The organism is Leucothrix pacifica (assembly GCF_003172875.1).
Classification (GTDB): Bacteria; Pseudomonadota; Gammaproteobacteria; order Thiotrichales; family Thiotrichaceae; genus Leucothrix; species Leucothrix pacifica.
Genome location: NZ_QGKM01000037.1, coordinates 57449 through 81866, shown reverse-complemented (window position 1 = coordinate 81866; position 24418 = coordinate 57449). Strand labels below are relative to the sequence as shown.

Annotated in this window: 17 protein-coding genes; 8 read left to right on the top strand and 9 right to left on the bottom strand. The window is 46.2% G+C overall.

Annotated elements, in window-relative coordinates; genetic code table 11:
* Positions 1–1633: cytochrome c peroxidase (locus DKW60_RS13155; RefSeq protein WP_109838115.1), on the bottom strand; the 1633-nt coding region annotated here is incomplete at its 3' end.
* A 6-nt stretch (positions 1634–1639) separates the two neighbouring features.
* Positions 1640–3022: a methanethiol oxidase gene (gene mtoX, locus DKW60_RS13150; protein WP_109838114.1), complete on the bottom strand. Its 1383-nt coding sequence runs from the start codon at positions 3020–3022 to the stop codon at positions 1640–1642.
* A gap of 123 nt (positions 3023–3145) precedes the next feature.
* On the opposite strand from mtoX, the gene DKW60_RS13145 reads away from it, so the two are divergent.
* Positions 3146–3799, top strand: coding sequence for a TetR/AcrR family transcriptional regulator (locus tag DKW60_RS13145; protein WP_109838113.1), 654 nt, complete (start codon positions 3146–3148; stop codon positions 3797–3799).
* Between the two features lie 20 nt (positions 3800–3819).
* Here the strand turns inward: DKW60_RS13145 and corA are convergent, their stop codons facing one another.
* From corA to DKW60_RS13115, 6 genes are all read right to left on the bottom strand, one after another.
* Complete coding sequence (gene corA / locus DKW60_RS13140; RefSeq protein ID WP_109838120.1) at positions 3820–4890, bottom strand: magnesium/cobalt transporter CorA; 1071 nt, start codon at positions 4888–4890, stop codon at positions 3820–3822.
* 89 nt (positions 4891–4979) lie between these two features.
* On the bottom strand, positions 4980–6152 hold the full coding sequence (locus DKW60_RS13135; protein WP_109838112.1) for a sodium ion-translocating decarboxylase subunit beta: 1173 nt from the start codon (positions 6150–6152) through the stop codon (positions 4980–4982).
* 11 nt (positions 6153–6163) lie between these two features.
* Entirely contained in the window at positions 6164–7984 is a 1821-nt protein-coding gene (gene oadA, locus DKW60_RS13130) for a sodium-extruding oxaloacetate decarboxylase subunit alpha (RefSeq protein WP_109838111.1), read from the bottom strand.
* A 54-nt stretch (positions 7985–8038) separates the two neighbouring features.
* Positions 8039–8287, bottom strand: coding sequence for an OadG family protein (locus DKW60_RS13125; RefSeq protein ID WP_109838110.1), 249 nt, complete (start codon positions 8285–8287; stop codon positions 8039–8041).
* Between the two features lie 301 nt (positions 8288–8588).
* Complete coding sequence (gene fdhF / locus DKW60_RS13120; RefSeq protein WP_109838109.1) at positions 8589–11327, bottom strand: formate dehydrogenase subunit alpha; 2739 nt, start codon at positions 11325–11327, stop codon at positions 8589–8591.
* On the bottom strand, positions 11324–12988 hold the full coding sequence (locus DKW60_RS13115) for an NAD(P)H-dependent oxidoreductase subunit E (protein WP_245929708.1): 1665 nt from the start codon (positions 12986–12988) through the stop codon (positions 11324–11326). The genes fdhF and DKW60_RS13115 overlap by 4 nt, the downstream gene beginning before the upstream one ends.
* A 209-nt stretch (positions 12989–13197) precedes the next feature.
* On the opposite strand from DKW60_RS13115, the gene DKW60_RS13110 reads away from it, so the two are divergent.
* The 3 genes from DKW60_RS13110 to DKW60_RS13100 all read left to right on the top strand — a co-directional run bounded on the left by DKW60_RS13110 (position 13198) and on the right by DKW60_RS13100 (position 15977).
* Positions 13198–13623, top strand: coding sequence for a DUF1223 domain-containing protein (locus tag DKW60_RS13110; protein ID WP_109838107.1), 426 nt, complete (start codon positions 13198–13200; stop codon positions 13621–13623).
* Positions 13624–13708: 85 nt separating this feature from the next.
* The gene (locus DKW60_RS13105) at positions 13709–14881 is read left to right on the top strand and encodes a MalY/PatB family protein (protein ID WP_109838106.1); all 1173 of its coding nucleotides are present in this window, start codon (positions 13709–13711) and stop codon (positions 14879–14881) included.
* Between the two features lie 52 nt (positions 14882–14933).
* Positions 14934–15977, top strand: a complete 1044-nt coding sequence (locus DKW60_RS13100) for an IS630 family transposase (protein ID WP_109838105.1) — start codon at positions 14934–14936, stop codon at positions 15975–15977.
* A gap of 215 nt (positions 15978–16192) precedes the next feature.
* Here DKW60_RS13100 and DKW60_RS13095 read toward each other — a convergent pair whose 3' ends face one another.
* Complete coding sequence (locus DKW60_RS13095) at positions 16193–16768, bottom strand: TetR/AcrR family transcriptional regulator (protein WP_181389692.1); 576 nt, start codon at positions 16766–16768, stop codon at positions 16193–16195.
* 121 nt (positions 16769–16889) lie between these two features.
* Between DKW60_RS13095 and DKW60_RS13090 the strand changes: the two genes are divergently transcribed.
* Genes DKW60_RS13090 through DKW60_RS13075 form a run of 4 tightly spaced genes read left to right on the top strand, consistent with a single transcriptional unit; the run spans position 16890 to position 24199 of the window.
* Positions 16890–18398: an efflux transporter outer membrane subunit gene (locus tag DKW60_RS13090; protein ID WP_109838103.1), complete on the top strand. Its 1509-nt coding sequence runs from the start codon at positions 16890–16892 to the stop codon at positions 18396–18398.
* On the top strand, positions 18388–19866 hold the full coding sequence (locus DKW60_RS13085; protein WP_109838102.1) for a LysM peptidoglycan-binding domain-containing protein: 1479 nt from the start codon (positions 18388–18390) through the stop codon (positions 19864–19866). The genes DKW60_RS13090 and DKW60_RS13085 overlap by 11 nt, the downstream gene beginning before the upstream one ends.
* Entirely contained in the window at positions 19866–21125 is a 1260-nt protein-coding gene (locus DKW60_RS13080) for an efflux RND transporter periplasmic adaptor subunit (RefSeq protein WP_109838101.1), read from the top strand. The genes DKW60_RS13085 and DKW60_RS13080 overlap by 1 nt, the downstream gene beginning before the upstream one ends.
* Positions 21126–21127: 2 nt before the next feature.
* A complete protein-coding gene (locus DKW60_RS13075; protein ID WP_109838100.1) occupies positions 21128–24199 on the top strand; it encodes an efflux RND transporter permease subunit in 3072 nt (1023 codons plus the stop codon).
* The last annotated feature ends 219 nt before the right edge of the window (positions 24200–24418 follow it).

Below are 24418 nucleotides of genomic sequence, written 5' to 3'. Positions count from 1 at the left end.
CTTTAGCTGGTGGTTGTTGAGATTTCCAGCGATCTGCAGGATCTTGGGTGATTTCATAATGACCCACATCAGCAGCCGGCTTTTCACTCACACTATCAATAATCGATTGATCAACCTCAACAAACACACCGGGAGCAAGCTCGACTTTCTTTTTAGCTGGTTTGATGCCCATGGAGCGTTGATAGCCTAAACCGGTATTATGAATGCTCTGATTGGTAAATAACGCGCTGTCTTCCTTAATGAGATGACAACTTGCACAGCGGGCCTTTCCGGTAAATAGTTTAAAACCCGCTTGCGCATCTTTGCTCATGCCAGCTTGCTCTGCTGATTGTTTAGCAAAGTGCCAACGATCAAAGGGCGAGTCAGCGGACAGGAGTGTCTGCTGGTAGGCTGCCAGGGCGTCACCAATATTTTCCATACCTGCTGGCTTGTTAAAAACTGATTCGAATCTGTTTTGGTAATCCTTCAATCCTTTGATTTTATTAACTACGGCGGCAACCGATGGATTGGCCATTTCGTTTCTGGCTAAAAAGGGTGCCCAGACTTGCTGGACTAATGAGTCTTCACGTGCGTCGTGAAAGAGTGTTTCAGCGTAAGCGACATTGTACAGCGATGGGGTATTGCGGCGGACACTACGACCTTCCAAACCAACTGCAGTGGCAATTTCATTACTGGTAAAACCTTGCTCGGGGACGTGGCACATAGCACAGGACATCGTGCTGTTGAGGGATAAACGGCGGTCAAAGAACAGTTTTTTACCAAGGGCTATTTTTTCAGGAGTCAGGCCATTAACTATTTCTTTTGATAAGTCTGGCAAACCTAACGGTGGATTGTTCGCAAGTGCGTGTAAATCGGTTTGTTTGCCTTTACGAAGTTGGATTGCTTGTTGCTGTAGCGCTTCGTATTTGTTATTTGCATAAGTTAGTTTTGCTGTGGGCTGTTGAGAGGATTCTTCCTGCTGAATCAACGTTTTGAGGTCATTGATAATAATATCCGGGTGCAGAAACTCGACGCTGTAGATATTGCGAATATTGCGCTGTGGATCAATCAGGTATACCCGTAACACATGTGAAATCTGCGTTCCCGGCTCACCATTTACCGTCATTTCACGCTGTAGGTCTTGCTTATAATCCGTCAGCATGGGGATGAGCGTTTCTTCAGAATCTGTTGTCAGAAAACGCCATTCGCCTTTTGGGCCGGCATAGTCAAAGTTCTTGCCATAAAGATCCATGACTTCAGGGGTATCGCGCTCCGGATCAAAACTGAGACTCAATAAACGCAAACGAGATGCCAGAACCGGATCTCGTTGCATTTCTGATTTGATTTTGTAAAACACATAAGATGACAGCGGGCAGCCATTCACATCACCGCAGTTACTGTAAATAAACCCCAGAAGCGTGTACTTGTCAGCTGCATCATAAATCTGATGCAGCTTAAGAGGCTGCGCCTTACGGTCGATCACATCACCATCTGCAGCTGCCTGTATGCTGGGTAATGTGTAACTACCCACAGCCGGTAAGTCGTACGGTAACGTGTTGTAGCCAACCGCAGGGGTAACGGGAGTTGCGCCTAAGCAAACAACTCCCAACGTTAAATAGCCGATGACACTAAGTAGTGCGAGTCGTTTTAACATACCCGATTATTTCTTTAATAACTGAGTCAATTGAGTCGCTGGCTTCTTCACCGGGCTGGCATTTGCATACAGTGAGTAAGCACCAAAACGCATTTGGTGGGCACGTCCCAGCTTCTCAGCCGTAAAGTCGATGCTAAATTGCTCCACTAACTCCTTACCATCCCAGTTATACGCTTTGAAATATTGCTCATTGTCGTCGCCTTTTTTATCCCAGTTGGCGAGTAGGGATGAGGTGTAGTAGACGCGCTTTCCGTCCCAACTGGATGAAGCCATATTCACCTGAGCACCAATTTTCTTCTCATAGGTTTGCTTCGGATTAAACGGATCACTCATATCAAAGTAACGGGTCTTGCCGTCCATGAAGGTATTCACCCACAGTCCCTGATCATCAGCGCTCAGGGAAATATCTACCGGTAGCGGGATTTTTGAAGGGTCGCCGACATCGGCTACAGGCTCTGCTTTCCATTTACCTTCAGTGTTTTCATGCACCAACCAGATTTTTGAGGTCAATGCGGTGGTGGTAACGCACCAGTTATTACGAGGCTGCCATGCGCAGCGAATTTCCAGTGGTGCTCCCGGCACGTCCATGATTTCACGGGGCTTTCTTGAGTGCAGATCCCAACGTACCATAGTATTGCCGAAGCGCTTCATAGCTTCTCCGTCACCGAGCATTTTGCCGAAGTCCATCATGTAGTTAGACCAGCCGGTGAAGGAGGAAGTAAACATCACATTGCGGCGAGGCAGGGCGCGTAGGTCATAACCATAACCGTCGGCATGCTCACCGGTTTTGACAGCGCTACCCAGACTACCTTCGCGTGGATTCCAGTGAGTTGCCAGATATTTACCATCATTGGTGTATTCCGCCATACCAGTGCGACCACCATTATCTTTGTTGTTTGATAAGGCAGTAACCATCATGCGGCCTGGTAATGCGTAAGTTGTATGTGGGCCAACCAGTCCACCCGTAGCTGAGGTGAAGTCCTCAATGGTGTTTTTTAAAGTCGGTTTGGCAGGGTCAGTGTGAACATCAAAGATAAAAATTTTATTGGTGTCTAAGCCACCTGCCCATAGGTATTTACGGTCATCGGTTAGTCCGGAGTGATGGGCTTCATTGCGGCCACCGACGGACAGTGAGTTGATGATTTTTCCATAGTTGTCAGATTTTGGATTGACATCCACGGTGACGAGTTTGTCTTGTCCGTCACCCAAGCCCTCAACACCTAAAGTCCAAATGTAGACGAAATCTTCCTGTCCGGTGATTTTAGCCATATAAGGCGACATACAGGTTTCATCGGCTTGTAATGGAAGTGTAGGAAATGCGAGTAGTGCAGAAACGGCGAGTGCCAGTGTGCTGGTACGGCGAAGACGTGAAGACTTGCGGTAAGACATGATTTTCTCCTTGTAAGAACAATTGAACGTAGTGAAGGTTCATTCTATTGCTGTTTATTAAAATAGAATGAAGCTTCACTTTTGTCAATTGCGAGTTATTCTTGCACAGGGTACTATTATGGAATGCCTTACTTAAAACGACAGGTTCCAGACCCGGAACCGATTGATTGTAAAATACTCACTTCAGCGCTTGAGCTATTTATTAAAAATGGCTTTCACAGCGTGTCGATTCATCAAATTCAAAAACATGCTGATGTGAGTATTGGCTCTATTTACAATCACTTCGGGGGCAAAGAGGGTATTGCCAAACAGCTTTATATGCATATCTCCAGAGAGTTTGAAGAGTTAGTTGATGATGGCATTAGTGCCGGAAATACAGCGACCGAGCAGTGCACTGAAATCATTCGTTTGATGTTTGGCTATACCGAAACACACTCTGACATCATGGCGTATATCTTTAATATCAGGCATGCGGAGTTTTTGTCTGACCAGCCGTTATTATGCGAAAGTGCTGGCTTTGAGAAAATTCGCGGGGTTGTGCAACAAGGTATCGAGCAGGGTGAATTTGTTGCGATGGAGCCTGTTGTGGCGGCCTCTTGTATTTTTGGTGGGCCTATTCGTTTAATGCAGCTTAGGTTGGATGGCATGGTTGCTACACCATTAGATGAGCGCCTATTTCAGCAGGTAACGGCCTCAGCATTTTGTGGTATTACACTGCCAATGAATCAAAGTACCTCTGAGAGCCAGGTCGTTCCTATTAGCTCAGTTGCGGTATAAACATCTGCTACCTTAACCCCCTAAACCCACTTCTTTTTCTTAAAGTACACAAACAATCCAAGCGGGATGATAATAAACACACCCCATAGTACAGGGTACGCCCACGACCATTTCAGCTCCGGCATATTCACGAAATTCATCCCATAAATCCCAACAATAAACGTTAGCGGCGTGAAAATAGAGGTGAATATGGTGAGTACTTTCATCACTTCATTCATCTTGTTACTGACACTGGATGTATAGATTTCCAGTAAGCCGGTCAAAATATCCCGGTATGACTCAATAGACTCAATCACCCGCAATGTGTGATCCAGTACGTCGCGAAAATAGAGGTGCGTGCTATCTCCGATTAACGCTGAGTCACTGCGTAGCATGGCAGACAATAGTTCTCTGGCCGGTGAGATATAGCGCCTGATAGCAACAATTTCTCTTTTTAGCTTTTGAATGGTGTGCAGCAATTCTTTAGTGGGTTCGGAATCGAGCAGTCGATCTTCAAGAATGGTGACGGTTTCATCTAATGAATCCAATAGCACAAAGTTCTGATCCACAATCGAGTCCAGAATGGCGTAAGTCAGGTAGTCAGTACCGAGCGTTCTTAGTTTGCTTTTACTGGCTTTGATGCGTTTTTGCAAAGGCTGGAATATGTCATCCTGCTTTTCTTTAAACATGATGACGAAGTTCTTGAGGACTAACAGACTGATCTGTTCATAACTCACGTCAAAATCTTCGTCTTCATCAACTAGCAAGCATTTCAGTACGATAAAGAGGTGGTCGTCATATTCTTCAAATTTCGGCCGCTGATTGGTATTTAGAATATCTTCCAACACCAGATGATGAATATCCATTATCTCGCCGATGCGCTGGACGATCTCAACATTGGCCAGCCCTTCAATGGTTAACCACGTGACGCTATCGCTGTCTCTGTATTTCAGGATGTCATCGATATTGCTGATGTTTGTTTTTTCCAGATGACCAGAACTGTAATCAATGACAGACATTCGGGTCTCTGTCTCCAGTACATCACCCACATGAATGAGTGAACCAGGCGGCAAGCCCAGTTTGGCAGAAGGTGTTTTTAATGAGTCAGTCATGTGCATCCCGGATAAAGTGCTGGCCATAAAAAAACCGGACTAAAAAGTCCGGTTTCATTATATCTGATGTAACGATTAACAATCAGTGATTAACCACCGCCAACCATACTAATCATCACACCGGCAGCAATCGCAGAACCAATAACACCCGCTACGTTTGGCCCCATCGCATGCATCAACAAGTGGTTATGAGGATTAGCCTCAAGTCCGACTTTGTTTGATACACGTGCAGCCATCGGTACAGCGGATACACCCGCCGAACCAATCAGAGGGTTAATCGGCGTTTCACTAAACTTATTCATTAGTTTAGCCAGCAACACACCCGAGGCAGTACCGATACAGAATGCAACTGCACCCAGACCTAAGATACCCAGTGTTTCCCAGTTCAGGAATTTATCAGCACTCATCTTAGAGCCAACACCTAAACCAAGGAAGATGGTCACGATATTGATTAAAGCATTCTGAGCAGTGTCACTTAAACGATCCACAACGCCCGCTTCACGCATCAGGTTACCAAAACAGAACATACCCAATAGCGGGGCAGCACTTGGTAGTACCATGGCCACCAAGAACAATACCGCGAGCGGGAATACAATCTTTTCAGTCTTAGTCACGTGACGTAACTGGGTCATCTTAATCGCACGCTCATTTTCGTTAGTCAGTGCACGCATGATGGGTGGTTGGATGATCGGTACCAATGCCATGTAAGAGTAAGCAGCAACCGCCACCGGGCCGAGTATATCCGGTGCCAACATACTGGCAACGAAGATCGCGGTAGGGCCATCTGCACCACCGATAATACCGATTGCAGCAGCATCGTTAATGCTGAAGTCCAGTATACCCATGCCGCTTAGGCTAACCGCGCCCAATACCGTTGCAAAGATACCGAACTGTGCCGCAGCACCGAGTAGTAACGTCTTTGGGTTCGCCAGTAACGGTCCAAAGTCAGTCATCGCGCCCACACCCATAAAGATGATCAGTGGGAACATACCAGATGCAATACCGACGTTATAGATGTAATACATCATACCGCCAGGGCTGGTCATATGACCGGCTGCATCATATACAGGGGCTGCCTCGAAGCTTGCGCCTGGCACGTTTACCAGAATTGTACCCACAGCGATTGGTACTAATAACAGAGGCTCAAAGCCTTTATTAATGGCAAGGTAAAGTAAGCCTAAGCCAACCAGCATCATGGCTGCCTGACCCATTTCTAACTGAGCGATTCCGGAATCGCTCCACAGTGTTAAGAGATTATCCATGAGTCAGAGTCCTAGGCTAGTGTTACCAAAGTATCGCCAAGTGACACAGCATCGCCTTCGCTCACTGTGACCTCAACAACCGTTGCGGACTTCGGTGCGACAACCGTAATCTCCATTTTCATAGCCTCGAGGATGATCATAACATCACCTTCTTCAACCATCTCACCAGGTTGTACCTGTACCTTAAACACATTACCCGCCATTGGCGCAGGGAACGCTTCACCACCCGTAGCGGGTGCGGCGGCAGGCGAGGCAGCTCCACCCGTGCTGGCAGCAGCTCCACCGGCAACCGGCACAATTCCGGTGATATCACCACCGTTGCTGACAGTTACGACATGATCTGTACCATCAACTGTCACGGTGTAAACTTCTTCTCCACCATCAGTCATCACAGCAGCGCTTTCATTACCGGTAGGTACAGGCTCAAACGCACTTGGGTTATCTCTGTTCTCAAGGAACTTCAGGCCGATTTGCGGGAAGAGTGCATAAGTCAGCACGTCATCAATTAGCCCTTCACCTTCAGTCAGCTTGATAGACTTCTCTTCAGCGATTGAAACCAGCTCATCTTTCAGCTTATCCAACTCATCTTCAATCAGATCAGCAGGGCGGCAAGTAATCAACTCATCACCAGCCAATGCTTTTTCACGTAGCTCTTCATTTACAGGAGCCGGTGTTGCACCGTACTCACCACGTAGAACGCCAGCGGCTTCACCAGTCAGCTTTGCATAACGCTCACCAGTCAGCACGTTCAATACTGCCTGCGTCCCTACAATTTGCGATGTTGGTGTTACTAATGGGATGTAACCCAAATCTTTACGTACACGAGGAATTTCTTCCAGAACCGCATCCAGCTTGTCGCCAGCGCCTTGTTCTTTCAGTTGATTCTCCATGTTAGTCAGCATGCCGCCCGGTACCTGAGCAACCAGAATACGCGAGTCGATACCTTTCAAAGAACCTTCCCATTTTGCGTACTTCTTACGAACTTCACGGAAGTAAGCCGCAATTTCTTCAAGCAAGTTTAGGTCAAGTCCTGTGTCGCGCTCATGCTCTTGCATGATGGCAACAATGGATTCGGTGGGTGAGTGACCATAAGTCATCGACATAGAAGAAATCGAGGTATCAACATTATCAATCCCCGCTTCGATACACTTCAGGTATGTCGCTGAAGATAAACCAGTGGTCGCATGACATTGAATATGAATCGGCACAGACACCGCTTTCTTAAGCTCGCTAACCAATTCATAACCCGTGTATGGCTTCAACAGACCCGCCATATCTTTAATCATGATGGAATCACAACCGATGTCTTCAAGACGTCGTGCCATGTCCAACCAGCCCTGAAGGTTGTGAACCGGGCTAAGGGTATAAGACATCGCAGCTTGTGCATGCTTGTCTACTTTTTTAACAGCCTTAAGCGCGGTTTCCATATTGCGCGTGTCATTCATCGCGTCAAACACACGGAAGATATCTACACCATTAACGGCAGCACGTTCGACGAACTTATTAACTACGTCATCGGCATAGTGGCGATAACCTAGAATATTTTGTGCACGAAACAGCATTTGCTGAGGGGTGTTTGGCATCGCTGCTTTAAGCTGGCGAATACGATCCCATGGATCTTCACCCAGAAAGCGAATACAGGAATCAAATGTTGCGCCACCCCAGGTCTCAACAGACCAGAAACCGACCTGGTCTAACTTCTCAGCAATGGGAAGCATGTCATCAAGACGCATGCGAGTTGCAAATAAGGACTGATGGCCGTCACGCAGAACCACGTCAGTGATGCCTAAGCGTTGTCCTGAATTATTTTCGGTGCTTGTATTCTGACTCATAATACTCTGGTTGTTCTCAAGAAAGGTTGAAGTTTCCCGTCAGGGAGTCGTAGATTATCGTTTGCGATGCTTGTCGATTGCGGCCTGAAGAATATTCAGCGTAGCTGGCGCAATGGCCGAGCCGCTGACAGCAGCAGGTTTCTTTCTGGGGGCTGGTGCTTCCACAACTTTCTCAGGAAACCAGCGAAGAATCGCTTTAGACATCGCAGTGGTTGCAAATATCAGTAGCGTCAGAAAAACGAAAACAGTACCCATGCCGAACAGCATGAGATCAAACCCTTGTGCAATTAAAGAGCTTTCCATAGGTGTGATGAATCCTCGAAGGTGAATTGCTAATAACCACGTAATAATGTCAGGATATCCCCGATTATTACAGCGTAGTGACACAATTTTACAGGCAAATGAATTTGTTCAGTAGGCGTACCCAAGGTCCAAATTCGTTATGAATTCGCGACTTAAAGTATCGATATTCCAGTGAATTGTCAATTTGGTTGCAGTGCAACATAAAAAATAAATCTTAATTATTGTAAAACTCAATCTAAAGCATTAAATAATCAATGATAATTCTGGCGCACTACCAGAAAGATAATGCGCCGTTTTACGCCTATGCTGCGCTAATTCGCACTGCGCAGTATTTGACTTCCGCTATTTTAGCGTCAGGATCGAGGGCTGCATTGGTGAGTTGATTTGCTGCCCCTTCAAAGTAACAGAACGGCATATACACCGTGCCTGCAGGCGTTAAATCATCAATGCGTGTCTTTACGGTAATTTCACCGCGACGGCTTTGTAGCTTTAAGGTGTCACCAGCCTCCAGACCGAGCGACAATAAATCACGTTGATTAACGGCAACATAAGCTTCTGGCTCCAGTGCATCCAGTGTTGAGGCACGACGCGTCATACTGCCAGTGTGCCAATGCTCAAGTTGCCGGCCGGTGATTAGTACAAATGGGTACTCCTGATCTGGTGTTTCATCAGGCGCAACGATTGCGGCAGGTACTAATAAGGCTTTGCCACTTTGCGTCGGGAAGCTGTCAGTAAAGATAATCGGTGAACCGGCGTCGCCTTCCTCCTTACATGGGTAGGTGACTGACTCGTTTTGTAAACGATCCCAGGTGATTCCCGCGATTGAGTCCATGCCTTGTCGCATCTCATTGAACACTGGCTCAGCACTATCGTACTGCCAATCCAGTCCCAAACGTTTGGCGATCTCCTGAATAATCCACAGATCTTGTTTTGCCTCACCCGGTGGATCAAGCGCCTGACGGCCCAATTGCACCGAGCGGTCAGAGTTTACAAAGGTACCGGTTTTCTCAGGGAAAGCTGATGCTGGTAGGACTACATCTGCATAATAAGCGGTCTCAGTCAGGAAGATATCCTGAACAATCAGGTGATCAAGCTTAGCTAGACCAGCACGAGCGTGGTTGCTGTCAGGATCAGACATCGCCGGATTTTCACCTTCGACATACAGTCCTTTCACATTGCCGTTATATGCCTCATTAACTATCTCAACCGTGGTGAGGCCTACTTTGTCGCTTAACTCAGTTCCCCATAGTGTCTCAAAACGATGACGCGCCTGTTCGTTAGTGACGGGTTGATAATCCGGAAATACCATCGGGATTAATCCGACATCAGAAGCTCCCTGTACATTGTTCTGTCCACGTAGCGGATGTAAACCGGTGCCTTCACGACCGATCTGTCCCGTGATCATGCACAAAGAAATCAAGCAGCGAACATTATCTGTCCCATGAATATGCTGAGACACGCCCATGCCCCACAGGATCATTGCGTTATCCGCAGTCGCATACAAGCGCGCTATTTCACGAATCTTGTCCGCTTTAATCCCACAAACTGGCTCCATTGCCTCCGGCGAGTAGCTTTCGAGATGTGCAGCTAATTCCTCATAGTTCTCTGTTCTGGATTCGATAAACGCTTTATCAGTCAGATCTTCTTTGATGATCACGTGCATCATGGCGTTGAGCAGCGCTACATCACTGGCTGGTTTAAATGCCACATGATGTGTTGCATGTCGAGTTAGCTCAGAACGACGCGGATCCAGCAAAATCAGCTTTGTACCATTCTTAATGGCATTCTTCATCCAGCTGGCACCCACCGGATGATTCACTGTCGGGTTTGCACCGGTAATGATAATGACATCGGCATTGGACACATCACCCATTGGGTTTGATACAGCACCAGAACCAACGCCTTCCAGCAGTGCAATCACTGAGGAGGCATGACAAAGTCGCGTACAGTGGTCCACATTATTCGTTTTAAAACCAGTACGAATCAGTTTCTGGAATAGATAAGCTTCCTCATTACTCCCCTTGGCGGAGCCTAAGCCTGCCAGTGCTTCGCCACCATTTTCCTTGAGAATCTTCTTCAGACCATCAGCGGCGAAGTCCAGGGCTTCATCCCAACTCGCTTCGCGGAATATCGTGCCGGGATTGGCTGGATCAAAGTCGATGTAGTCGACATTTTTAGGCACATCGCTACGACGAATCAATGGCTTGGTTAAACGTTCGGAGTTGTGTACATAGTCAAAACCAAACCGTCCTTTTACACACAATCGACTTTGATTCGCTGGCCCATCTCGACCATCCACAAACAGAATCTTATTGTCTTTTACATTGTAGGTTAGCTGGCAACCCACACCGCAATACGGGCAGACTGATTTCACCTGCTTATCCGGTACTTCTAAACCAACATTATTGGCCGGCATGAGCGCACCTGTCGGGCAGGCCTGCACACACTCACCACAACCTACACAGCTGGAATCACCCATTGGGTCATCAATATCAAACACGATTTTAGACTCGGCCCCGCGCATGGCATAACCAATGACATCATTCACCTGTTCGTCACGACAGGCACGTAAACAGCGCGTGCACTGGATACACGCATCAAGATTTACCGCAATGGCCGGGTGCGATAAGTCCTGCTGCACTGCCTTACGCGCGTCAAAACGAGGCGTCTGCACCTGCATTTTTTCAGCCCAGTCGGTCAGCTCATTATTCGGGGTGTACTTAGTTTCAGGCATGTCAGATAGCAGCAGCTCTAATACCATTTTCTGCGACTTCTGCGCGCGTTCGCTATCGGACTTTACTTCCATTCCTTCAGTCGGTTGGCGACAGCAGGACGGTGCCAACACACGTTCATGATCGATCTCTACCACGCAGGCGCGGCAATTTCCATCGGTTGCTAACCCATCTTTGTAACACAGATGTGGAATAGTGATATCGCTGCGTTTAGCCACTTGCAGGATGGTTTCACCGTGCTCAGCTTGCAGCTTCTGACCGTTTAGCGTGAATGAAATAGGGTGGTGTGTATTATTTTGAGTGCTCATTTGTTCACCTCCTGAGGGAAGAACTTGATCACACTGAGCATGGGATTCGGCGCGGCTTGCCCCAGGCCACAAATTGAGGCATCAACCATGACGTCGGATAATTCATTCATCAGCTCAGTATCCCAAGTGTCTTTTTCCATGAGTTGAATTGCTTTACTGGTGCCGACGCGACACGGCGTGCATTGGCCGCAAGATTCATGTTCGAAGAAGTGCATAGAGTTAATCGCGCAGTCTTTAGCAGAGTCCTGATCCGACAGCACGACTACTGCAGCAGAGCCGATAAAACAGCCATGTGGTTGCAAGGTATCAAAGTCTAACGGCACATCGCCCAAGCTTGCGGGTAATATCCCACCGGAAGCTCCACCGGGGTAATAGCCATAAAATGTCTGACCATCCAACATGCCACCACAATACTCTTCGATCAGCTCTTTGACCGTGATACCGGCAGGCGCAAGATGCACCCCCGGCTTGTTCACGCGGCCACTGACTGAGAATGAGCGCAAACCGGTGCGGTCATGGCGGCCTTCTTTGGTAAACCAATCCGTGCCTTTTTCGATCATGTCACGCACCCAGTACAGTGACTCCATATTGTGCTCCAGCGTAGGACGGCCAAACACACCAACTGACGCCACAAACGGAGGACGTAACCGCGGCATGCCTCGCTTACCTTCGATAGATTCAATCATGGCGGACTCTTCACCGCAAATATAAGCACCCGCGCCACGACGTAACTCTATCGTAGGTAAGGTAAAGTCTGCCTGTTCTGCCAGCGTTTTTAACTCGGTTTCCAGAATATGACGGATGTCCGCATACTCATCGCGCAGATAAATATAAATGTGATTGATACCGACCACTTCAGCTGCAATCAGCATGCCTTCTAAGAAACGGTGCGGATCACGTTCTAAATAATAGCGATCCTTAAAGGTACCGGGTTCCCCTTCGTCAATATTCACCGCCATGTATTTTGGATCTGGCATCTCGCTGACAATTTTCCATTTACGACCCACCGGAAAACCAGCGCCACCTAAGCCGCGTAAATTGGAACTTTCCAATGTCTCAATGACATGTTCGCGGGTGATTTGTTTATCCAAGCAATCCTGATACGTGACATAACCGCTTTCATTATCCAAATACGCCTGATAATCCGTGTAAGGTTCAGGCGAATGCGTCGTTTCACCCTGTGTAACCGCCTCGACGACAGACTGATGTGTAGCTTTCGCAATCGGTAGCTGGCCTACAACGGCAACCGGTGCGGACTCACAGCGACCCACACAAGGAACCGGTTGGATACGCACCTCGTCGCCATATTCTGCCTGAAGTGATGCGATTAAATCTTTGCTGCCGAACATATCGCAACTAACCGACTCACAAACGCGGACGGTGAGTGCCGGGGGTGGGGTTTCCTCCTCTTTAACCACATCAAAATGATGATAGAAACTGGCGACCTCGTACACTTCAGTCGGACTAATCTTCATCAGGTGCGCCAGAGCATTCAGTTGTGCCGCTGGAAGGCAATGTTGGCTATCTTGTATCCGGTGTAAGTATTCAATCAACAAGTCGCGTCGCATGGGCATATCGTCGATCAACGCTTCGACCGTGTTTAATGCTGATTCATCAAGACCACGACCGCGCCACTTTTTGGTCTTTTTCTGTTTTGCCATGCTGAAGATTTCCATTGTTAATAGGTGTTTTTCTGATAATAGAACGAACCTTCACACCGTATCAAACGATGGATATTGTCAGCATGACCTAATTTTACTTATGTGTTCATTCCTGTTGATTCTGCTTATAAAGTCAGGCTGATGTCCGGATTGAACTAATCTAAAATACGCAGGCCTTCGTATATTGAGGCACTAACGGAGGTAACCCTATGATCAATCAAGTAATTAAACCCGGCCCAGCCATTGTGGCCGGACTGTTATTAGCACTCACTGCTGCAACACCCGCACTCGCCAAAGACTATGTCAGTCAATCCACCGCCACCGATGTTATTGAACTGTACACTTCAGAAGGCTGCAGCAGTTGCCCACCGGCAGACCGTTGGCTGAGCACCTTTAAAAATAAACCGACACTGTTTCGTGACGTCATTCCGATGGCATTTCACGTGGATACCGTGTTGCATCATGACTTTGTGGTATTGAATCATCAACAACAAACCGTTGCAGCCAACCCGTCACAATGGAATCTGACCATGCCAGCTGTCCCGCAAAGTGGGCAGACAAAGAGTGCCTTGGTGGTGTGGCTATCCGAGCCAAACACGCAGCGCACCATACAGGCAACCGGTGGTTATTTATAAAACGTAAAATCACTCTAAACCGGCCTTGGTTTGCAGTATGATGGCGGCTTGCTCCGAATTCATACTGAAAGCTGAGGCTTGTTAAATGTCTGACACTATTAATTTTGATGAAAAAATAGATCGTATCGGTTCTCACTCCATGAAGTGGGATATGTTGCAAGACTACTACGGACTTGATCCTGAAAAGAGCCTGCCAATGTGGGTTGCAGACATGGATTTCAGACCACCACAGTCTGTTAAAGAAGCCTTGCAGGGTGCCGTTGATCACGGAGTGCATGGCTACTTTGGTGATGAATCAGCGCACCATCAGGCCATTATCCAATGGATGCAAAAGCGTCATCAATGGACGGTTGACCCAAGCTGGATAAGCACGACACATGGACTGGTACATGGCACTGCGCTGTGCGTACAGGCGTTCACGCAACCAGACGATGGCGTCATTCTATTCACTCCGGTATATCACGCATTTGCACGCATTATTAAAGCGAATAATCGCGATGTCGTGGAGTCGCCGCTGGCGCTGGTAGACGGTCAATACGTCATGAACCTTGAGGCCTTGGAATCACAGCTCAAAGGTCATGAAAAACTCATGATTCTGTGTTCGCCGCATAATCCCGGTGGGCGTGTCTGGAGTACTGAAGAATTGCAGGCAGTTGCGGAGTTTTGTCAGAAGCATCATCTGGTGTTGGTATCAGATGAGATCCATCATGATTTGGTCTACCCGTCCGCTAAACACACCGTGATGCCACTGGCAGCACCTCAAGTTATTCCGCAATTAGTCATGCTGACGGCGACCACCAAAACTTTCAATATTGCCGGTGGATTGACTGGTAATGTCATTATTCAAGACCCTGAACTACGCGCTCAGTTTATGAAGGCATACCATGCCTCTGGCACCTCGCCCAACCGCTATGGGGTGCTAATGGCGACTGCGGCTTATGCCCACGGCGAACAATGGCTGGACGAGCTATTGATTTATCTTGATGAGAATCGTCGTTTGTTTGACGAGGTAGTGAATGCCATTCCTGGCTTATCATCCATGCCGATGTCAGCGACTTATCTGGCTTGGGTGGACTTTAGGGAAACAGGTTTATCCAGTAAGGAAGTCATTGAGCGAGTCCAGAAACAGGCCAATATCGCGACTAATCACGGGGCCATGTTTGGTAAAGGCGGAGAAGGTTACTTGCGCTTTAACTTCGCTTGTCGGCGTGACATGGTTTTGGAAGCGATTGAAAGATTGAAATCTATTTTTGCTTGACCAATATAATATTAACCAAGAAATCAAATAGACGACATGCTATAATGTGGCGATGAGCAAAATTGATACCCGAAAACAAAGCACAGAAGTCCAACAGCATAATCGTGAGCAAGCAATCAGGCTACACTTGAAAGGTCTGAGTCGTGCCGATATTGCTGAGATCATCAGTGTGCATAAGTCAACGCTGAGTGAGTGGATTGCTCTTTATAATAAAGGTGGTCTTGAGGCTTTAAAAATTGGCCAACGGGGGCGACGTACGGGCGATGGCCGCAAACTGACCGAGGCTCAGGAAAGTAAGCTTAAAGAAACGATCCTCGGAAAGTACCCTGATCAGATGAGTCTCCCTTTTGCACTCTGGAGCAGCACAGCTATCCGCAGTGCGGTTGAGACAATGTGGGGGATCGACATGAGCCACCGTACGGTATGTAACTATATGAAACGGTGGGGCTTTACACCACAAAAAGCATCCAAGCGAGCGTATGAACGTTCTGACAAAGCCACCCAAGAATGGTTGGAAGAGACCTACCCTTATATTAAGAAACGAGCCGCTAATTTTAATGCTGAGGTTTTCTGGGGTGATGAAACAGGCGTGAGTAATCAGTGCCAGCATACCAGAGGCTATGCACCTAAAGGCCAGACACCTGTCATTAAAACGCAAGCAAAGCGGCTCAGAACAAACCTGATTTCTGCGGTGAATAACCGAGGAAAGTTGCGGTTTATGATGTATCGGGAAACCATGACGAGTCGCGTGTTGATTCGGTTTATGAGGCGATTGATCAAAGATACAAAACGGAAGGTATTTCTGATCTTGGATAACCTACGTGTTCATCATTCCAAACTAGTCAAAGCTTGGTTAGAGAAGTACAAGGAACAGATAGAGGTCTTCTTTTTACCACCGTATACACCAGACCTTAACCCAGATGAGTATTTGAATGGCGATCTGAAGCAACACATAAAAGCTTCGTCACCCGCTAAAACGCAAGCCCAGCTGGAAAAGAAAGTACTCGGTCATCTGAGAAGAATCCAGGCACTACCACAGCGAGTTATGAACTATTTCCGACACCCATCCATTCAGTATGCCTCGTCGGGTATTTGATTTCTTTGTTAATATTATCAACTGTTGAGTCCCCCGAAAAAATACCTCTTTATACTCACTGCACGTATTGGTTTTTTAAGAAGTGATAGTAGGGGGATATATCACTAACCAGAGTAGTAGATAGATTCAATCTCCGTAGTCCAGTTAAACCTTTGAGAGCAGAAATATCGCAGATTTGAGTATCTGGTAGGTGTAGTGTCTAGGTTGTTACTCAATTACGCTTTAACCATCTCCCTCAAACCTTTTCCCATATTAGCTACTATCAGGCCCATTGTTTCATCCGGGATTACCATGTCTTCTTTGACCCATCGCTTCAATAAGGCAAAAATCCCACTGGCAACAAAATCATCGAGATAGGGAACGAGTATTTCTGATTCCGTTGCAACTGGTTCAATGACTTTAATAGGCTGTTGCACATCGACTAGAATCACTCTAAAACGCTTTTCTACTAAAGATTCAACACCAGCGTCTAAAATTGTACGTAAGCCTTGTGCATTTTTTCTAACACAATTAAATATCAATGTTCCAAAAAGTGGTAAGTCGATATTTTCACGCCGTAGCTCTTTTTCTATGGCTTCTCTAAAGTCAGAGAATAAGTCATCAAAAACACTTATTAATAAGTCATCTTTTGAAGCGTAGTGTAAATAGAAGGTTGGTCTAGCAACTTCAGCTCTATAAACGATTTCTCCGATCTTAATTTTTTGGTAAGGCTTTTCCTGCAATAACTCGCGTAACGCATCCTGTAACCAACGGCGAGTTCGTTTAACGCGTAAATCAGTACTACTTTCCATAAACATTTTCGCTATTTTGTCTTCTATTTGTCATGCCAAGATTTGTGTGTATTGACTGTTTTTACCTTATCACATAAAAAGACAGTGTCTATTAATTATCATTATACGAAATTTCGGAGTCATGACTTTACTAAAACGAAATCGCCTTAAGTGGGTAGGGACAACTGCATTCTTAATACTTGTATCAGGTTGTTCCAATATTACTGTGAATGAGTCTTCTAATGATGTTATTAAAAGTACTAAGCACAATCTCGTAGGAAAGGGCAAACAGCAGTGGTCAGGAATCCAAGAGAGCTTGCTAACTCAAGGCGAGGTGGCCAATGGTAATTGGTGGAAAGAGCTTAAAGACCCAAATTTGAACCAAATTATTGATAAAGCTGTGGGAAACAATTACCAGATTTGGCAAACAAAGGCTCAAGTTGCTCAGGCTAGAGCGCAGGCAATCATTGTTGGGGCAGATAGGCTACCATCGGTCACTGCAAGCACCAGCCCTTCTGCGATTCGTCAGGGTGCTGGTTCATCTGGATTTTCAACAACAGAGTCCTATGGTGTTGACTTGAATGTTTCTTGGGAAGTGGACTTGTGGAAGCGTTTACAGACTAAGTCTTTGGCCTCCAGAGAAAGCTATTTAGCCAGTTATGATGCCTTACGTGCAGTAAGACAGACTGTTGCTGCGCAAACTGCCAAAGCTTATTTCGCTACAGTTGAGTCAAGAGAGCAAGTCAATCTTTCGAAGAAAACATTGGCGGTGTTAAAAGAAACAGCACGTCAGGTAGGGAATCGTGCAGATGTGGGTATTGCCTCTCCGAGTGATAAACACTTATCAGTTTCAAATATGCAATCAGCCGCAGCTGGTTTAGCGGGTCAAGAGGAAGCTTTAGCGAGAGTCTCAAGACAGCTACAGTTGCTTACTGCTGATTATCCGAACGGCAAGGTTCTGACAGCTAACAAGCTTGTCAACCTGCCTCCGCTACCTAAGGTGGGCATACCTGCTAGCTTATTAACAAGACGACCAGATGTGTTAGCTGCTGAAAAACAGTTACGTGCGGCAGGGTTTAATGTGACTTCTGCAAAAAAGTCTTTATTGCCAACAATCAGTTTATCAACCGCCATCGGTACTGCTAGTTCGGAGCTGAGAAATATCCTTAGCGGAGATTATTCCTATTGGTCATTAGCAGGAATATTGCTAAAGCCTATTTTTCAGGGTGGAAAACTAAGAGCCAATGTTCAGTTGAATGAAGCGGTCAAAGAAGAAGCTATTAATGTTTATGCACAAACTGCATTGACGGCTTTCACCGAAGTAGAGTCAGCGCTAGCGGCCCGTGCCATTATAAACCGTCGTCAGAGTGCATTGTGCGAAGCTGCGAATGCTTCAAAGGCTGCGGAGCGTGTTGCTTTCAATCGCTACCGACAGGGCGTTGAGCCATACTTGACGGTATTGGAAAGTCAGCAACGAGCTTTGAGTGCTGCTAGTTCTTGTATCTCGGCTCGTCACGACGCGCTAATTAATTATATCGATTTACAGCTTGCTTTAGGTGGAGGTTTTGACGAGAGAGTGGAGCCTTTATCTCAGAAAAAATACAGCAAAAAGCCCTTAAATCTAATCAGGGTCAATAAACATGAATATTAACACTCAAGAGTATCAGGCAATGAAACTATGCCATACGGGTTTGCGCGCATTGTGTATGTTCGCGCTTCTTATCATTCCATTCCAAGCACAATCCAACCAAAATGGGGATTTAGACCTTGATCAGTTGGCAACCGTGATGACAAAAAGCACGACGTATAATGTGATTGCAGGTGACTCATTGTCAAAGATATCTAATTATTTTTATGGTAGTCATGACTTATGGGGTGCTATTTTAAACGCCAATGCCGATCAATTACCTGGAGGTTCAACGAATATTTTTCCAGGAATGATCTTAAATATCCCATCTTTAGATGATGCCATGGCTAGTAGTGGTGTATCAGAACCGACTGACTCTTTAAACGTTGCCGATGTTGCCGCTTTATTGGGGGGGGATATTAGTGGTGCTTTGCTGACTGAGGTAAGTCAACCAGCTTCTGAGAATGCTAAATGGGTATATACCGAAGGTGTTGCACGGGCAATTCGCCGTGAATATATGACATTTGAAAGCGCAGGTCGTATTGCATATTTGGATCCGAAGCTTAAAGAGGGTGATCGTGTTCGCAAAGGCCAGGTTTTGGCGTATCAAGAACAAAGTCGCTCAGCGGCTTCTTTGGCAAGTGCAAATACTCAGTTAGTCAGTGCTAATACGCAACTCATTAGTAGCCAATCTCAAGTATCTGATGCAAATGCGCAGTTAGTAAGGGCACAGACACAGGTGACCGTTGCGGAGGCTAGTCGCAGTGAGGCGGATGCTAATCTTTTATTGGCGAAGCGTACTTTTCAGCGTTACAGCACATTATTGAAACAGAAGTCAGCTTCTCAACAGGAATACGATGAAGCTCAGGCTAAGCTAGTTAGCGCACAAGCTGCTGTGCGACGTGCGATTGGCCAAATTAATACAGCTAAGGCGGATGTAAATGTCGCAAAAACGGGTATTGCCAGAGCTAAAGCAAGTGTAAACACAGCCAAGGCTGGAATTGCCAATGCTAAAGCGGGACTAAGAACTGCTCAGGTCAGCAAGAAAGAATCGTACTTGGTTGCACCCATTGATGGCGTGGTGGCTAGAATCAATATCGAACAGGGCTATTACTATTCACCGCAATACTTGCAAACTCAAACCGAGCAACAGGTCTTTGATACGGCTCCAATCATTTTGATTGACCCTTCTCGATTCGAAGTCTCAATTAAGTTACCTGCAGGTCAATATGACTCGGTTCGTGTAGGCCAAGACGCTTATATTGATATTACTAAAGTAAATGCTTCCTTGGAGGAGCGTTTACCTAATGAAGCTATTGGACCCACTCAGGCACTTAACACTTACAAGATTCGTGGGCGAATTCATTCAATTAGTCCTGTACTAGATACTGACTTGCGTAATTTCCTAGTGACTATTAGAACGACGGTTGGCCATCAGTTATTGCGTGATGGAGAAAGTGTTTCGCTTTGGATAAAAAGAGGAGATTCGTAATGAGTCACTACAAGTATGGCGTACTCTTTTTCTTATTGTTAGTCGGTTGCCAACCTGCTGAAGAAAGTGCCGTCGAAAAGACACCGCCACGACCTGTTAAGGTGATTAAAGTGACGGAGTCAACAGTGGGAACCGAATATAGCTATCCCGCCGTTGTTTTATCTGCGCAAAGAGCGGAATTATCTTTCCGTGTAGGTGGGCAAGTTGTTGAGTTACCTGTTAATGCGATGACGGAAGTAAAAAAAGGAGACCTGATCGCCAAACTTGATCCTCGTGATTACACCTCAACGGTGAATCAGCTTAAAGCACAGATTTCAGCAGAAAGATCACGTTTAAAAGCGATGACCAGTGGCTCCAGAAGTGAAGACTTGGCCTCTTTTCGGGCGGCAATCTCGGCGTCTGAAGCTAGGGTAGTCGCAGCACGCTCTGATGCAGAACGCACACTTACGCAATACCGCAAAGGTTTAGTCCCTAAAGAACAAATGGATAGTGCACTTGCTGCTGTGAAAACAGCGCAGGCTCAATTAGCCGCTGATCAGCAAGCCTTAAATAAAGGTCAAAGTGGTTCACGAAAGGAAGATGTAACAGCTCAGAGTGCGGTTATTAGAAGCCTTCAAACACAATTAAATAATGCGCAAGATGTTGAAGATGACGCGGCAATGCTAGCGCCATTTGATGGCATAGTCGCCGAACGGTTAGTGGATAACTTTGCTAATGTACAGCCAAATCAAACCATTGCAGTTATTCAGGATTTAGAAAACCTTGAGTTGAGTTTTAACCTTCCTGGGCCAGATGTTGCTCGTTTTGGTGCCCACCCTGATGAGCTGAAGCTAGAGGCATCGTTAGACGCAGTACCGGGAAGACGTTTTGCTGCGGAGGTTGTTGAGTTTACCTCTCAAGCTGATGAGCGCACTCGGACATTTGAAGCACGTGTTTCCATAGAGCGACCAACGGACTTTGCTATTTTACCCGGTATGGTTGGGCAGGTTCGAGTCATTGATACTTTTCAAGCAGAGGAAGTGCCACTTATTAGTATACCAGGAGGTGCTTTGGGCGCTGATAGTGACGGTAATCCGGTAGTTTGGCTTGTTAATTCAGGCAATATCGTTGAAATGCGTAAAGTTGAAATAGGTGAAGCAAGAGAAGACAGAATTCCTGTGCTCAAAGGGCTTAGTGTTGGTGACGTGGTTGTCGGTGCGGGACTTTCGGCAATGATTGAAGGCACTGAGGTTCGTCCTGTCAATGAGATTGGGAATTAATCATGAATCTTGCTCAGTTTGCGATCTCAAAACGTGTTGTTAGTACATTAGCTACTTTGTTGATCTTGGTCGGAGGTTATGTTTCTTACAACTTATTGCCTCGTTTCGAAGATCCCGAGTTTGTTATTCGCCAAGCGCAGGTTGTTACCTCATACCAAGGCGCTAGCTCGATTGAAGTAGCCGAGGAGGTAACTGACCCCTTGGAAAATGCCCTGCAACAGTTGCAAGGTGTTAAAGAGATTAATTCTATATCCACTCCGGGTTTGTCAGAAATTACGATAGAGTTTGATATCAATGCGAGTAAAACACGCAACGAATTGAATCAGCGTTTTACCCAGCTTCGCGCCAAGGTTAGTGACGCACAGTCAAGCCTGCCACCCAACGTTAGCCCTTCACAGGTCTATGATGACTACGGTGATGTCTATGCTTTGTACTATGCTATTACAGGTGACGGCTACACTTTAGAAGAGGTACATGAGTACGCCAAGGACTTACAAAAAGAGTTGGTGCTTGTACCTGGTGTTTCCAAGGCGGTACTTCAGGGAGTGCCCACTCAGGTTATTTATGTCGAATACTCGCCTGCGCGCTTAGCGCAATTGGGTATTTCGTCAGAGCAAATATCTCAGGTGTTAGGAGGGCAAAACCTCGTTACTTCTTCAGGTGAGGTAATACTTAATAATACGCGGCTTCGTATTAAACCAAATTCAGTCATTGATTCTGTTGCAAATATAGAAGCCTTAAGAATCACTGATGCGCAAAGTGGTGTGAGTTATCGTCTAGGTGATATTGCAACGGTGGCACAGAAAGAAATTGATCCACCAGAAAAACGTATATTCTCAAATGGTCAGCCTGCTATTACTTTAGGTATTTCCAATGTTCTCGGTGGAAATGTCGTGAACATGGCTGATGCGATTAAGCAGCGTTTAAGTGAGTTGGAAGAACATCGCCCATTGGGAATGGAAGTAAAAGCGATTTCTGATCAAGGTGTGTCCGTTAAAGTGTCAGTTGATGATTTCATAATGAATGTTGTTATGGCGTTAGCGATTGTAGTGGGAACGTTGTTAGTGTTTATGGGCCTACGCTCTGGTTTGTTGATGGGGGGAATTCTTCTTATTACCGTTGCTGGGACATTGCTTGGGATGTATCTAGGGGGGCTGGACATGCAGCGTATTTCTCTAGGCGCGTTGATCATTGCTTTGGGCATGTTGGTGGATAATGCAATCGTTGTCGTTGAAGGAACCCTTGTTCGGGTACAAAAGGGTGAGGACGCTGCAAGTGCCTCAATCAATGTAGTTAATCAAACGAAGTGGCCACTACTTGGTGGAACAATTGTTGGTATTTTAGCTTTTTCACCGATTGGCTTTTCTCCAGACAATACAGGGGAATATGCTGGGTCTTTGTTTTGGACTATTTTGATTTCTCTGCTATTTAGCTGGTTAGTCGCAGTTTGGCTGACACCTTATTTTTGTACGCTGACATTTGGTAAATCGTATCAACGGTCGCTTAATAAATCGAAAGCGTCAAAAGCGAATAAAGAAGGTTTAATGCTACGTTTATACCGTCGTTTTTTAATGCTGGCGATTAAAGTACGTTGGTTAACTGTTGCGCTGATTGTGTTGCTGTTTGCTTCAGCTATCTACAGCTTTGCGGCTGTACCTCAAGGCTTTTTCCCAGCTTCTACTCGAGCACAGTTTGTTGTTGATTATTATCTCCCACCTGAAACGGATAGTCGTAAAACAGCAAAGGATTTACAGGAAATATCTTCTTGGTTGCGCAATCAGGAAGGTGTAACAGGGTCAACAACAGCGGTAGGTGGTGGACACTTACGTTTCATGTTGACGTATCTTGGGGAAAGTAATGAAACCTCCTACGGGCAGGTGTTAGTGGATGTAGATAATTTTTCTGTCATAGAGGGCCTGTTACAACCAACACGTGAGTACCTATCTGAAAACTATCCTGACAGTAGTTTTAAAGTTTGGAAGTTTTTGCTGGGTCCAGGGGGAGGGAGTAAAATTGAAGCACGTTTTACTGGGCCAGATCCTGCTGTTTTGCGCAGCCTTTCACAACAGGCGAAAGTTGTATTTCATGAAGAAGGGGCTGTTGCTATTAAGGATGATTGGCGGAATCAGATAAAAACGATTCAGCCGATTATTAACGAGGTTGCTGCTCGTCAAGTTGGTCTCAGTGGTGAAGATGTTGCTAAAGCACTTCAAGAGCACTTTAGTGGTTCACAAATAGGCGTACTTCGTGAAGGTGAAGAGTTACGTAGGATTATATTCCGTCCTGCGGAGGAGTATCGTACATCACCTGAGGCATTACGTTCTGTAATGGTTTATAGCCCAACCTCGGGACAATCTGTTCCCATAAGTCAGGTAGTAGATCGTTTTGATGTTGTCTTTGATGACTACAAGGTGCGTCGTGTCAATCGTGCATTGGCGATTAAAGCGCAAGCCGACCCTGCAGATGGTGTTAACTCATATGCTTTATACGAGCGCATACGACATAAAGTAGAAGAGATAGAGCGACCTCCTGGCTACGACCTTGAATGGCGAGGTGAGGCCGGAGACAGCGCCGATGCTCAGAGCGGTTTAGCATCCATTATGCCCTTGGGTTTTGGCTCCATGATTTTGGTAGTGATTCTATTGTTTAATGCCTATCGTCAGCCATTGGTGATTTGGCTGACCGTACCATTGTCGATAGTTGGTGTTGCTTATGGTTTGATTGCTTTCAATAGCCCGATGGACTTCATGGGGATTTTAGCAGCGTTGAGCCTTACCGGAATGATGATTAAAAATGCCATTGTTTTGGTGGATGAAACGGATAGTCAAATAGCTTCTGGTAAAGCGCGCATGACCGCAGTGGTTGATTCTGCTGTAAGTCGTGTACGCCCAGTAGTGTTGGGTATGGTGACAACCGTATTAGGCGTTGCTCCTCTGCTACCAGACCCATTCTTCCGTGGCTTATCAATCGTGATTATGTGCGGATTGAGCTTTGCGACTATTCTCACATTGGTGATAGTGCCAGTGCTCTACAGTATCTTTTTTAGAGTCAAAACCTCAGAGCAAGTTGCATAAACTCATAGCCAATTTGTCTTGAATGTAAGCGGGATAGCTCCCCTTAAAAGGTGGGTCTAAGTTAGCGTGTTTCTTTCAGAACGCGCTAGCCACCACTAATAAATCCCCAATCCCAACCAAATAGTCGTCCAGTGTTATCTGGCTTTATCGATTTGCGTCATCCTCTGGTGTTGATGGCAGACCGGATTGAATGGGACTTGATTAAGTTTATCTCTAGTT